The following is a 13,944-nucleotide window of genomic DNA, read 5'->3' on the forward strand; positions in this document are numbered from 1 at the left end:
CGCCGCTTTCTTAGGTCGGTGGTACACTGCCCGCCGCTTTCCCCATTCCTCAGTATGGATGCCATGAGTTATCAATCTGACAACAACCTGCAAGCCGCCCTCAAGGCCTGCAAAAGCAGCTTCCTCTCGGTAGGCTTCTTCAGCTTCTTCGTCAATGCCCTCATGCTGGTGCCCACCTTCTATATGATCCAGGTGTCGGGCCGAGTCGTGCCGTCCAGCAGCACCTCCACCCTGCTCATGTTAACGCTGATCATGACGGTGCTGGTCGTGACGATGGGTGCACTGGAATGGGTACGTTCACGCATTATGGTGCGCATCAGTAACCGCCTGGACGTCTTGCTCAGCCGCGACGTTTACCGGGCCAGCTTCAAGCGCGCGCTTTCCAGTGGCGGGGCCGATGCGACAGCCCAGTCGCTCAGCGACCTTACTTCCCTTCGGCAGTTCTTCACCGGTTCGGGGCTGTTCGCGTTCTTTGACGCCCCTTGGTTCCCTATCTACACGATCGTGATGTTCCTGTTTCATCCTTGGTTCGGGTGGATTACCTTGTCCTGCGGCGCGATCCTCACGATTCTAGCGGTCGTCAACCACAGAGTAACCGGCCAGGCGTTGGCTAGCGCCAACAAGGAAAACGTCGCGTCCAATGTGGTGACCACTAAGACCTTGCGCAATGCTGAAGTCATCGAATCGATGGGGATGCTGGAAACGCTGATGAACCGTTGGGCCAAGCGTCAGCGCAATGTCATGTTGCTGCAGTCGAACGCCAGCGATAAAGGCGGCGTGGTAAGCTCGACTTCCAAAACGTTCCGCACGTGGTCCCAGTCGATCATGCTGGCCACAGGTGCTTACTTGGTGATCACTCACGAAATCAACCCTGGCTTACTCATGGCGGGATCGCTGTTGTTAGGTCGTGCTCTAGCGCCTATCGATCAGATGATCAGCAACTGGAAAGGCTTCGTTGGGGCTAAGGTTCAATACGATCGCCTGAACAAGGTGATGGACGATCTGAAAAAAGAGCCTGAGCGCATGCCGCTGCCAGCACCGGAAGGGCACATTCAGGTCGAGAACCTCATCGTGGCGCCGCCTGGTGCTAAGGCGCCAGTTCTGCGCAGCATCAGCTTTGTCGCTCCGGCTGGATCCATCGTCGGTATTGTAGGCCCTAGTGCTGCCGGTAAGTCCACTTTGGTGCGAGCCCTTATGGGTATCTGGCCGCCTCAGCATGGCGTGGTACGTCTCGATGGCGCTGATATCGCCAGCTGGGACAAACAGGCCCTAGGCCCTTACATGGGCTACTTGCCTCAGGACATCGAGTTGTTCGAAGGCACCATCAGCGAAAACATCGCACGTTTCGACACGGTCGACGCGGAGAAAGTAGTCGAGGCCGCGCAGATGGCGGGCGTGCACGAGATGATACTTATGCAGCCCGATGGCTACGATACGGTCATCGGCAGCGAGGGTGTTAACCTATCGGGTGGTCAGCGTCAGCGTATCGGCCTGGCCCGTGCCCTGTATGGTAAGCCCCGGTTGATCGTGCTCGACGAGCCCAACTCCAACCTCGACGATGTGGGCGAGAAAGCTTTGGGCGTCGCGCTTCAGAAGGTCAAGGAAAGCGGTGCGACCGTCTTCATCGTGTCGCACCGTCCGAACATTCTTTCGCGCCTCGACCGTTTGCTGGTCATGGCCGGTGGCACCATCTCCCTATATGGCGAGCGGGACAAGGTCATAGCCCAGCTCGCGCAGCAGCAGGCAGGTAACCAGCCCCGTGTCGCCAAGAGTGCTCCTCCCGCTGGGCCTGCTGTACAGGCGGCACCTGCTGCCCCCTCGGCTCCTACACCACCTGTAGCACCTGCGGGGGGCAACCCCGCTGCGCCATCGCCAGCCACCCCCAACGGCGTGTGAAAGGACCTCATCGATGACCAGCAAAGCTATAACGCAGTTCGAACACAACTTCGATGACATGCCTACTTCCGATCGCGGCATCCGCCGCATCGGCCAGACCATCGTCCTGTTAGTCTTCGGCATCTTCGGAATCTGGGCTGCATTCGCGCCCCTGAGCAATGCCGTACATGGCTCCGGCTTCGTGACCGTGCAGAGCTACCGCAAGACCGTCCAGCACCTGGAGGGAGGGATTGTCAAGGAATTGCTCGTGCGCGACGGTGATTCGGTGAAGAAAGGTGACCCTGTCATCGTTCTGGACGAATCTCAGCTTAGCGCCGAGTACGAGTCCACTCGTAACCAATTGATCGTGGCGCGCTATAAAGAGGCCCGCTTGCGTGCCGAGCGTGACCAGCTTGATGCCATTCCGCCAGTCGAGCTCAAAGGCACCGACTCCGACCGTGCCAAGGAGGCCCTTGCCGGCGAGCAACAGGTCTTCGTCTCCCGTAAGGCGTCGCGACTAGGTGAGATCTCGGTGCACCGTGAGCAGATCAGTCAGCTCAAGGCGCAGATCGGCGGCCTGGAAGAGATGATTCGCACCAAGCAGGGGCTTGAGAAGTCCTACAGCGGTGAAATCAAGCAGCTCAAGGAACTGCTGGCCCAGGGCTTCGTCGACAACCAGCGCCTGCTGGAGTCGCAGCGCAAGCTCGACATGCTGCGCACGGAAATGGCCGATCATAAGTCGACCATCGCCAAGACCAAATTGCAGATCAGCGAGACCGAGCTGCAGATCGTCCAACTGGATAAGAAATTCAGTGCCGACGTGGCCGATGAGCTGGCGCAGGTCCAGGCGCAAGTCTTCGACTTGCAAGAGAAGGAAGCTGCGCTGCAGGACCGCCTGTCGCGCATCGTCATCCGTGCGCCGGAAAGCGGCATGGTGCTGGACATGAAGGTGCACACCATCGGCGGTGTCGTGCAGGCGGCTACCCCCCTGATGGATATCGTACCCATCACTTCCGACCTGGTCGTCGAGGCCAAGGTGGCGCCGAACGATATTGATCGGCTAGAGCTGGGCAAGACCGCCGACATTCGCTTTAGCGCCTTTAACAACGCTACCACCCCGGTCATCGAAGGCAAGCTGACCCGCATCTCTGCTGACCGCCTGACCGATGAACGCTCGGGCGACCCTTACTACCTGGTACGGGTCAAGGTCACTGATGAGGGTATGAAGAAACTTGCCAATCGCAAACTGCAACCTGGCATGCCAGCCGAAGTGCTGATCAATGCGGGCGATCGCACCATGCTCGAGTACCTGCTCAAGCCGGCGCGTAACATGTTTGCCACATCGATGATCGAGGAATGAGTGTGTTGCGTTTCTTAACCGGGGTATTGCTGAGCCTGGCCGTGGCGCAGGCCATGGCCGCTGAACCTGTCGTACCCAAGGATGTACCGCCCAAGCAGGTATCGGCTTCGACCTATGCGCTTGACCTGGGGGGACTGTACCGCGAGGCGCGCTTGGAAGACCCACGCGTTCTGGCCGCCTACCTGCGTGCGCAGTCGGCGGTCGAGCAGCAGCGGGCCTCGTTAGGTGGCCTGCTGCCGCAGCTGTCTGCCAACAGTAGCGGCAACCGGATCTTGCGCAAGGACGAAGCTTCGCGTGAGATCTACAACAACAAAAGCAACTCGGTGACGCTGACCCAGTACCTGTACAACAAGACGGCCTGGGAGGCGTGGCAGAAGTCCAAGAGCGTGACGCGCCAGCGTGGCGAGCAGGCCGAAGATGCCCATGCTGAAGCTACTGTTGAGTTGGCCAAGCGCTACTTCGTGGCCCTAGCGGCGGACGACGAACTTGAGCTGGTGCAGGCGGAGCGGCGGGCGACGCAGAAGAACCTTGATCGTGTGACGATGCTGTTCGCACAGCAGATGGCCAAGATCACTGACAAGCTCGATCTTCAGGCGCGGGTGGACTTCCTAGCGGCCCAAGAGGTGGAGGCGCGCAATCAGGTGCAGGTCAGTCGTGAGTCGTTGTCCGAGCTGGTAGGGCGTCCGATCACAGAGCGGCTGAGTCGTGTTCGCAATGACGTCGCGCTGGAGCCGCCGCCCCGCCCGCTGGCCAATTACGTGTCCCAGGCGATCAACGCCAACCCGTTGCTCAAATCTTACGAGTATGCCTCCGAAGCCGCTAATGCCGCTGTGCGTGAAGGGAAGGGCGGACATTACCCGCAAGTGTCCCTAAGCCTGAGCGCCCAGCGCAGCGATGTGGGCTACGACAACACGCAGACGCCGCGCAGCGACAGCTACGTAGCGAGCGTCGGAATCTCGCTACCGTTGTATAGCGGTGGATCCACCTCTGCGCGAGTGCGTGGATTATACAATGACCAGTTAGCGGCCGAGCAGGATCTGGAAGGTGTACGCCGCCAGGTAGTCAAAGAAACCACGACGTCGTACTTGACAGCCCAGGCGGCGGTAGAAAAGATCCGTGCCAATCGCAACGCGCTGTCGTCAGCACAGCAATCGAGCGTTGCGGCGCAGAAGGCGTTTGCGTTTGGCTTGGTCAACGCGGTGGACGTTCTGACGAGCGTGCAGAACGAGTTCAAGGCCCGTCGGGATCTGCTCAAATCGCAGTATGACTTCATTACAAATCTATTTATGCTGAATCGCTGGAGTGGTCAGTTGAATCAGGAGAGCGTCGATAGCGTGAACGTGTGGCTCAGTCCAGAGCCAGACAAGGGGCTGCCAGGTGGGGATTTAGCCAAGGTGAGTACTAGACGTTGACGAGCGAGAAGGTCGGCATAGGCATCGCTATTCTGGCCAATTACCAGCATGCTAATGCCCTCACATAAAGTTGCAACTCAGTGGCGTAAAATGCCAGAAGAGTGGTCGGATGACGCAGCTCCTCATGCGCCAGGGATCTGACTGTCATATTGGCTCTGCGGCTCCAGCCGCGGAAGATGGCCGGCTCTACGAGAGACGGCCCTCCGCATGAAAAGCTATGGCTCGTCAGGCCTCTTGATTGCAGCAACCACCTACCCCCTTCTGTGTTCCTGAAACAGGCTCCTTCGTTTGTTTCAAAAATCTTGTTTTTATCCCAAACCGTGGACAGAAAATTGCCTGGATGTCCCTACCACCAGTACGACGATGTAGTCAAACGCCATCGAATCTGATCCTGGCCATGATTACGTCGAGCACGAAGCGTCGGTAGATGTATACTCACATACCCATAGTTCACGCCGACGCGCATTGCATCCTGCTGGGGGCGGCATCGGCACATGAAAGCCCTTTATTGTACTAACGGAGTTGGTTAAGTCGCATGAAAGCAATCGTTACTGGGATCACTGGTCAAGACGGCGCCTACCTGGCGGAACTGCTGCTGGAAAAGGGCTATACGGTCTACGGCACCTACCGTCGTACCAGCTCGGTTAACTTCTGGCGCATCGAGGAGTTGGGCATCCACACCAACCCTAACCTGCACCTGGTCGAGTACGACCTCACCGACCTGTCGGCCAGCATCCGCCTGCTGCAAACCACCGAAGCCACCGAGGTGTACAACCTTGCCGCCCAAAGCTTCGTGGGTGTGTCCTTCGAGCAGCCTTTGACCACAGCCGAAATCACCGGCCTGGGCGCTGTCAACCTGCTCGAAGCCATCCGCATCGTCAACCCGAAGGTACGCTTCTACCAGGCCTCCACCTCCGAAATGTTCGGCAAGGTGCAGGAAATCCCGCAGGTCGAAACCACCCCGTTCTACCCGCGTAGCCCCTACGGTGTGGCCAAGCTGTACGCCCACTGGATGACCATCAACTACCGCGAGTCGTACAACCTCTTCGCCACCAGCGGCATCCTGTTCAACCACGAGTCGCCCCTGCGTGGCCGTGAGTTCGTGACCCGCAAGATCACCGACTCGGTCGCCAAGATCAAATTGGGCCTGCTGGACAAGCTGGAGCTGGGCAACCTCGACGCCAAGCGCGACTGGGGCTTTGCCAAGGAGTACGTCGAAGGCATGTGGCGCATGCTGCAGGCTGACGAGCCGGACACCTTCGTGCTGGCCACCAACCGCACCGAAACCGTGCGTGACTTCGTCACCATGGCCTTCAAGGCCGCTGGCATCGAGATCAACTGGAGCGGCAAGGACGAAGCCGAGCAAGGCACCTGCGCTGCAACCGGCAAGGTCCTGGTCGTCATCAACCCCAAATTCTACCGCCCAGCCGAAGTCGAGCTGCTCATCGGCAACCCGGCCAAGGCCAAGCAGGTACTGGGCTGGGAGCCAAAAACCAGCCTCGAAGAGCTGTGCCGCATGATGGTCGAAGCCGACCTGCGTCGTAACGAAAAAGGGTTCTCGTTCTGATGCAAATGGCCAGCAAACGCGCACTCGTCACCGGGATCAATGGTTTCACAGGTCGCTACATGGCGGCCGAATTGCGGGCCAATGGTTATGAAGTGATCGGTATAGGGAGCCAGCCCTCGGCGGCGCCCGACTACCACCAGGTCGATCTGGCCGATGGGCCGGGCCTGCGTGCGTTGCTGGCCGAACTGCAGCCGGATGTGATCGTGCATCTGGCTGCCATTGCGTTTGTCGGGCACGGCGCTGCCGATGCCTTCTATCAGGTCAACCTGATCGGCACGCGCAACCTGCTCGAAGCCATTGCGGCCTGCGGCAAGGCGCCCGAATGCGTGCTCATTGCCAGCAGTGCCAATGTCTACGGCAATGTTTCCGAAGGGATGCTGGACGAGCACACCCCGCCTGCACCTGCCAACGACTACGCCGTCAGCAAGCTGGCGATGGAGTACATGGCAAGGCTGTGGTGCGACCGGCTGCCGATCGTCATCACGCGTCCGTTCAACTACACAGGTGTTGGGCAGGCCGAGAACTTCCTGCTGCCCAAGATCGTTTCGCACTTCCAGCGCAAGGCCCCTGCCATCGAGCTGGGCAACCTGGATGTGTGGCGTGACTTCAGCGACGTGCGCGCCGTGGTGCGTGCCTACCGTGGCCTGATCGAGGCACGGGCAGTGGGCCAGACCGTGAACGTGAGTTCCGGCATCACCCATTCGCTGCGCGAAGTCATTGCCAAGTGCTCGGCCATCACCGGGCACACGCTTGAGGTGCAGGTAAACCCCGCGTTCGTGCGCGCCAACGAGGTCAAGACCTTGTGCGGCGACAACGCCCGCCTGCGGGCATTGGTGCCAGGCTGGCACACGCCTGACCTGGATGAAACGCTGGGTTGGATGCTCGCCGCTCAATGAAGGTCATTCTTTCCGTCGAATCGGTCCGCTTTCCACTGACCGGTATCGGGCGTTACACCTACGAGCTGGCCTCGCGGCTGCAGCAGTGCGATGACATCGACGACCTGCGGCTGTTTGCCGGGCGCAGCTTCGTGCCGGAGCTCCTCAAACCTGCAGACCAGTCCGATGCCGTGCATGGGCTCAAGCGCTTCGTCCAGAAAAACGCCTTGGCCGTCGAAGCCTACCGGCGCCTGATGCCGTTTCTGCGTAAGCGTGCACTGCGTGGGCATGATGACTTCATCTACCACAGCACCAACTTTTACCTGCCGCCCTTCGCAGGCCGGAGCGTCGCCACGTTCCACGACTTGTCGCCGTTCACCTGGGCCCATTGCCATACCCCGCAGATCGCCCGGTACTTGCAAAAGGAGCTCATGCTGACGCTTGAGCGGGCCGATGCGCTGATCACGGTGTCCCACTACATTCGCCAGGAGCTGGCGGATTACTTCAACTGGCCGTTGGACCGCATTCATGCGGTTCCCCTGGCCAGCTCGCCGCAGTTTCACCCCCGCAGCCCGCAGGCGCTCACACAAACGCTGGCGCGTCATGGTCTGGAACCTGGCGGCTACAGCCTGTTCGTGGGCACCATCGAGCCGCGCAAGAACATCGAGAACCTGCTCGACGCTTATGGTCGCCTACCGCTTGCCCTGCGCCAACGCTGGCCGCTGATCCTCACCGGCTACCAAGGCTGGCGCAGCGAGGCCATCCACGCCCGCATCGCCCAGGCGCAGCAGCAGGGCTGGGCCCGCTACCTGGGCTTCGCCCCCAGCGAAGACTTGCCGCTGCTGTTCGCCGGCGCCCGCCTGTTCACCTTCCCGTCGCACTACGAAGGCTTTGGCCTGCCCGTGCTCGAAGCCATGAGCTCCGGCGTGCCGGTGGTGTGCTCCAACAGCTCTTCGCTGCCGGAAGTCGCTGGCAATGCAGCGCTCATGTGCGCGCCCGACGACGTGGACGGCCTGACCGCACTGCTGCAACGCGGCCTGGAAGACGAAGCCTGGCGCGCCTCGGCCATCGCCCAGGGCTTGCAGCATGCCGGTGGTTTCTCGTGGGAGCGGTGTGCCCAAGGCACCCTTGAGGTGTATCAAGCGGTCAAGCAACGATGATCAAGGTTCTGCATTTTTTCAAAACCTATTACCCCGATTCCATGGGCGGTATCGAGCAGGTGATCTTCCAGATCGCCGAAGGCACCCAGGCCCACGGTATCGAGCCCGAGGTGCTGTACCTGAGCTCACGTGGCGCTGCCCGCAACGAGCCGGTGGCCAACCACCTCACGCACCGCGCCAAGCTCGACCTGCATGTTGCCTCCACCGGCTTTTCGCTGTCGGCGTTCAAGGACTTTGCCGAACTGGCCCGCAAGGCCGATATCGTGCATTTCCACTTCCCCTGGCCGTACATGGACCTGGTGCACTTCGCTACCCGGCTGAACAAGCCGACCGTGGTCAGCTACCATTCCGACATCGTCAAGCAGAAGTGGCTGCTCAAGCTGTACCAACCGCTGATGAACCGCTTTTTCTCCAGCGTCGACCGGATAGTGGCGTCCTCGCCCAACTATGCGGCGCACAGCCCGGTATTGACCCAGTTCAAGGACAAGGTGTCGATCATCCCGTATGGTCTGGACCGGTCCACGTACCCCAAGGCCAGTGCCGAAAAGCTGGCGTACTGGCGGCAACGGTTAGGCGAGCGGTTTTTCCTGTTCGTCGGGGCGCTGCGTTATTACAAGGGGCTGGACTACCTGTTGGAGGCCGCACGCATCAGCGGCCTGCCCGTGGTCATCATGGGCGGCGGTTTTCTGGAGCAGCAGCTGCGCCAGCAGGCCAGCGACGCGGGCCTGAGCCAGGTGCAGTTCCTGGGTGGCTTGCCAGACGAAGACAAGGTGGCGCTGCTGGAACTGTGCTATGCCTTTACCTTCCCATCGCACCTGCGCTCGGAGTCCTTCGGCATCTCGCTGCTGGAAGCGGCCATGTACGGCAAGCCGCTGATCTCCTGCGAAATGGGCTCCGGCACCACCTTCATCAACCTGGCTGACCAGACCGGGCTGGTGGTACCGCCGCGCGATGCACCGGCACTGGCCCAGGCCATGCAGCGGCTGTGGGATGACCCGGCCCAGGCCCAGGCCATGGGTGTCGCCGCCCAGCAGCGTTTCGAGCACGTCTTTACCGCATCGGCCATGGCCAATGCCTACGCCGAGCTTTATCGCAGCCTCTTGTAGCCCGGTCAGTCAGGCACAACGGGGGCGAAGATCGCCGCATGCCGGCCTTGCCGGCGTGAACCGAGAACGGATTTCATGGAACGACGCACGCTATTGATCACTGGAGCCTCGGGCTTTGTCGGCAGCGCCCTGTGCCAGCGCCTGGCGACGGTCGAAGGCCTTACGCCCCGCGCCGCCTTGCGCCGCGGCAGCCCATTGCCTTTGGCGGGCATTGACGCGGTCACCGTTGCGGACCTTGGCGCCGATACTGACTGGCAAGCGGCCCTTGTCGATGTAGACGTCGTGGTGCACGCGGCGGCGCGCGTGCACGTGATGAAGGAAACTGCCACCGACAGCCTGGCCGAATTTCGCCGTGTGAACGTGCAGGGTACGCTCAACCTGGCCCGCCAGGCGGCGGCTGCGGGCGTGCGCCGTTTCATTTTCATCAGCTCGGTCAAGGTCAATGGCGAAACCAGCCAGCCGGGCCGGCCCTTGCATGCCGACGATACCCCCGCGCCTCAGGACGCCTATGGCGTTTCCAAGCACGAGGCCGAGCAGGGGTTGCAGGTGGTGGCAGCCGAAACGGGCCTAGAGGTCGTCGTCATCCGACCGGTGCTGGTCTACGGCCCAGGCGTCAAGGCCAACTTCCTCAGCATGATGCGCTGGCTGGAGCGCGGCGTGCCCCTGCCGCTGGGGGCGGTACACAACCGTCGCAGCCTGGTCTCGCTGGGTAACCTGGTCGACTTGATCATCACCTGCGTGGATCACCCTGCGGCCGCGGGCCAGACGTTCCTGGCCAGCGACGGTGAGGATGTATCCTTAAGCGAGTTGCTGCGGGCCCTTGGCCATGCGTTGGGCCGTCCAGCCCGCCTGGTGCCGGTGCCAGCCGCGCTGTTGCAAACGGGCGCCGCGCTGCTGGGGCGCCGTGATCTGGCCCAGCGCCTGCTGGGCTCCCTGCAGGTGGACATCACCAAGAACCACCAGCTGCTGGGCTGGCGACCGCCCTACACGCTGGAGCAAGGCCTGGCCGCCACCGCCCGCGCCTTCAAGGAGAACCACCGCCCATGACCGCCATCCTCATCGTGGCAGGCATCGCCACCTGGCTGATGACGGCCGCACTGCGCCGCTACGCGCTGTCACGCAGCCTGCTGGACATCCCCAATGCCCGCAGCTCGCACACCTTGCCCACGCCCCGTGGCGGCGGCGTCGCCTTCGTCGTGGCCTTCATGGCCGGCGTGCTGGTGCTGGGCTGGGCAGGGTATGTGGCGCCGTCGGTGCTGGTGGGCATTCTCGGGGCAGGGGGCCTGGTGGCCGTGATCGGGTTCATGGACGACCACGGGCACATCGCGGCGCGCTGGCGCCTGCTGGGCCATTTTGCCGCAGCCGCCTGGGGGATGGCCTGGCTGGGCGGCCTGCCGCCCATCAGCGTGTTCGGCTGGCCCTTGCATGCCCTGTGGCTAGCCGCGCCGCTGGGGCTGCTGTACCTGGTCTGGCTGCTGAACCTCTACAACTTCATGGACGGCATCGATGGCATTGCCAGCATCGAAGCCATTTGCGTGTGCCTGGGCGGCACCGTGCTGTTCTGGCTGGCGGGTGCGCCGGGTGCTGCGTGGCTGCCGCTGCTGCTGGCCGCCACCGTCACCGGTTTCCTGATCTGGAACTTCCCGCCGGCGCGTATCTTCATGGGTGATGCCGGCAGCGGTTTTCTCGGCATCGTGCTGGGTTTGCTGGCAATCGTGGCAGGTTGGATAGATCCGCTACTCTTCTGGGGGTGGTTAATACTTCTGGGTGTGTTCGTGGTGGATGCTACCTTCACCTTGGCGCGCCGTTTGCTACGCGGTGAAAGGGTCTACGAAGCACACCGCAGCCATGCCTACCAGTACGCCGCGCGGCGCCACGGCCGTCACCGGCCGGTGAGCCTGGCGGTGGCGGCCATCAACCTGGGCTGGCTGCTGCCCGTCGCGTTGGTCGTGGTGGTGCTCAAACTGGATGGGGCAACCGGAACCTTGGTGGCCTATGCCCCTCTGATACTGTTGGCAATTGCCTACCGGGCAGGGGAGAAGGAATAGCATGCTCCAGCAAGGCAGGCGCAATCAGGGTTGTACAGGGCTGTATGTTCGGCAGTCGCTCTGGTCATTTTCACAATTTGGCGTAGCCATGAGGAAAACCGGATGAGCAACGCAAAGAACGACAGGCTACGGCAGTTTCTGGTCACCCTGTCACGCCGGCAGAAGCGCCTTATCCAGGTTTGCACGGACATTGTCCTCATCTGGTTCGCTTTGTGGTTGTCGTTCATCGTGCGGCTGGGCGTGGAGGAAATGTACAACCCCATCGTCGAGCACACCTGGCTGTTCATGGCCGCGCCGTGCGTGGCTATTCCCTTGTTCATCCGCTTTGGCATGTACCGGGCGGTGATGCGCTACTTCGGCAACGATGCGCTGGTGGCGATCATCAAGGCGGTGACCCTGTCTTCGCTGATTCTGGCGGTGGTGGTGTACTGGTACAGCAACCACGAGGTGGTGGTACCGCGCTCGATCATCTTCAACTACTGGTGGTTGAGCATGGTGATCATCGGTGGCTTGCGCCTGATCATGCGCCAGTATTTTCTGGGCGACTGGTTCACCGGCGCCCATCAGATCCCTTTCGCCAACCGCGACGACGGGCAAATCAAGGTAGCCATTTATGGCGCAGGCACCGCCGGCAACCAGTTGCTGGCGGCGCTGCGCATGGGCCGTGTGATGCGCCCGGTGGCCTTCCTCGACGATGACGGCGACCTGGCCAACCGGGTCATTTCCGGGTTGCAGGTGTACAAGCCCAAGCACTTGCAGCAGATGCTCAAGGAAACCGGCGCCCAGGAGGTGTTGCTGGCACTGCCCTCGGCCACCCGCGCGCGGCGCCGGGAAATCCTCGCCCTGCTCGAACCGTATCCGCTGCACGTGCGAAGCGTGCCGGCCTTTGCCGATCTGGCCACTGGCCGGGTGAAGGTGGACGATATCCAGGACGTGGACATTGCCGACTTGCTCGGCCGCGACCCGGTGCCCGCGCAGGAAGGCTTGCTGGAGCGCTGCATTCACAAGCAGGTGGTGCTGGTGACCGGTGCCGGTGGCTCCATTGGCGCCGAGCTGTGCCGGCAGATCATCGGGCTTGGGCCCAAGACCTTGCTGCTGCTGGACCATGCCGAGTTCAACCTGTACAGCATCCTCAGCGAGCTGGAGCAGCGCGTGGCCCGGGAGTCGCTGTCGGTGCAGCTGCTGCCGATCCTGGGCTCGGTGCGCAACCAGCAGCACCTGGTCGATGTGATGAGCACCTGGCGTGTGGATACCGTCTACCATGCCGCCGCTTACAAACATGTGCCAATGGTCGAGCACAACATCGCCGAAGGCATTCTCAACAATGTCTACGGCACCTTGTGCACGGCCCAGGCGGCGTTGCAGACCGGGGTGGCCAACTTCGTGCTGATCTCCACCGACAAGGCCGTGCGCCCGACCAATGTGATGGGCAGCACCAAGCGTTTGTCCGAGTTGATCCTGCAGGCGCTCAGCCGGGAAGCGGCGCCGGTGCTGTATGGCGATTGCAACAAGATCGCGCGGGTGAACAAGACCCGCTTCACCATGGTGCGTTTCGGCAATGTGCTGGGCTCGTCCGGTTCGGTGATCCCGCTGTTCCACCAGCAGATCAAGACGGGTGGCCCGCTGACGGTTACCCACCCGAAGATCACACGCTACTTCATGACCATCCCGGAGGCGGCGCAACTGGTGGTGCAGGCCGGGGCCATGGGGCAGGGTGGGGATGTGTTCGTGCTGGACATGGGCGAGCCGGTGCGCATCGTCGAGCTGGCGGAGAAGATGATTCACCTCTCGGGCTTGAGCGTGCGCAGCTCCTCCAACCCCCAGGGCGACATCGCCATCGAGTTCACGGGGTTGCGGCCGGGTGAGAAGTTGTACGAGGAGCTGCTGATCGGCGACGACGTATCGCCCACCGCGCACCCGATGATCATGGCGGCCAATGAGGACTACCTGGCGTGGGAGCGGTTGCGCGAAGGGCTGACGCTGCTGTTGGCGGCGGTGGCCGAAGACGACTTCACCCGCGTGCGGCAGTTGCTGCGCGAGATGGTGAACGGCTATTCGCCCCAGGGCGATATCGTGGACTGGGTTTACTTGCAGCGTCGCCAGGGGCCGGTGGAGCGGTAAGTGCTTGGCCTGCCTATCGGGTTTGGCGCTCGAGCGGGTGGTCGTGCCTTTGCAGCCATCGCTATTGATGTGCGGACTGATACCCTGGGGCCGCTGCGCGGTCCATCGCGGCGCGAGGCCGCTCCCACAGGTGCGAGTAGGCCTGTGCTTCACGCCGTGTTATCGCCTGCCTAGCACCGCATTTGAAGGCTCCCGCCTCCCCGGGTGGGAACGGCCTCGTGCCGCGATGGGCCGCAAAGCGGCCCCAAGATCCAAAGCGCGCCACCAGCTCTGCGGCTCTTACCCCGGTAGGGTAGCCAGCACCCCCCGCATTCAGCACCACATCACAAACCCTACCCCCAAGCGACTACCCCGACACGCTTGTCAGACTCAAGCCCCCACCACGTCAGCCCCATTCCCCATCCGCCACCCCACTGCCCA

10 protein-coding genes are annotated in these 13,944 nt (G+C 61.9%); all 10 read left to right on the forward strand.

The window, feature by feature from the left end:
• Positions 1-63: 63 nt before the first annotated feature.
• Positions 64-1,896 (forward strand): type I secretion system permease/ATPase, encoded by a 1,833-nt coding sequence (locus ACK59L_RS20080; protein ID WP_409275594.1) that lies wholly within the window; start codon positions 64-66, stop codon positions 1,894-1,896.
• Positions 1,897-1,909: 13 nt separating this feature from the next.
• Positions 1,910-3,235: an HlyD family type I secretion periplasmic adaptor subunit gene (locus ACK59L_RS20085; RefSeq protein ID WP_409275596.1), complete on the forward strand. Its 1,326-nt coding sequence runs from the start codon at positions 1,910-1,912 to the stop codon at positions 3,233-3,235.
• Complete coding sequence (locus ACK59L_RS20090) at positions 3,232-4,647, forward strand: TolC family outer membrane protein (RefSeq protein WP_409275598.1); 1,416 nt, start codon at positions 3,232-3,234, stop codon at positions 4,645-4,647. Before ACK59L_RS20085 ends, ACK59L_RS20090 begins: the two co-directional genes overlap by 4 nt.
• A 535-nt stretch (positions 4,648-5,182) precedes the next feature.
• Entirely contained in the window at positions 5,183-6,214 is a 1,032-nt protein-coding gene (gene gmd / locus ACK59L_RS20095) for a GDP-mannose 4,6-dehydratase (RefSeq protein ID WP_027914283.1), read from the forward strand.
• Positions 6,214-7,110: a GDP-mannose 4,6-dehydratase gene (locus ACK59L_RS20100; protein ID WP_196135182.1), complete on the forward strand. Its 897-nt coding sequence runs from the start codon at positions 6,214-6,216 to the stop codon at positions 7,108-7,110. Before gmd ends, ACK59L_RS20100 begins: the two co-directional genes overlap by 1 nt.
• A complete protein-coding gene (locus ACK59L_RS20105; RefSeq protein ID WP_409275600.1) occupies positions 7,107-8,249 on the forward strand; it encodes a glycosyltransferase family 4 protein in 1,143 nt (380 codons plus the stop codon). Before ACK59L_RS20100 ends, ACK59L_RS20105 begins: the two co-directional genes overlap by 4 nt.
• Positions 8,246-9,355, forward strand: a complete 1,110-nt coding sequence (locus tag ACK59L_RS20110) for a glycosyltransferase family 4 protein (RefSeq protein WP_409275602.1) — start codon at positions 8,246-8,248, stop codon at positions 9,353-9,355. Before ACK59L_RS20105 ends, ACK59L_RS20110 begins: the two co-directional genes overlap by 4 nt.
• Positions 9,356-9,430: 75 nt before the next feature.
• Positions 9,431-10,402, forward strand: coding sequence for a UDP-glucose 4-epimerase family protein (locus ACK59L_RS20115; protein ID WP_409275604.1), 972 nt, complete (start codon positions 9,431-9,433; stop codon positions 10,400-10,402).
• Positions 10,399-11,403, forward strand: a complete 1,005-nt coding sequence (locus ACK59L_RS20120) for an MraY family glycosyltransferase (RefSeq protein ID WP_409275606.1) — start codon at positions 10,399-10,401, stop codon at positions 11,401-11,403. The genes ACK59L_RS20115 and ACK59L_RS20120 overlap by 4 nt, the downstream gene beginning before the upstream one ends.
• A gap of 102 nt (positions 11,404-11,505) precedes the next feature.
• A complete protein-coding gene (locus tag ACK59L_RS20125) occupies positions 11,506-13,524 on the forward strand; it encodes a polysaccharide biosynthesis protein (RefSeq protein WP_392515630.1) in 2,019 nt (672 codons plus the stop codon).
• Positions 13,525-13,944 lie beyond the last annotated feature (420 nt).

Source organism: Pseudomonas sp. KCJK9111 (genome assembly GCF_046231935.1).
Lineage (GTDB): Bacteria > Pseudomonadota > Gammaproteobacteria > Pseudomonadales > Pseudomonadaceae > Aquipseudomonas > Aquipseudomonas parafulva_B.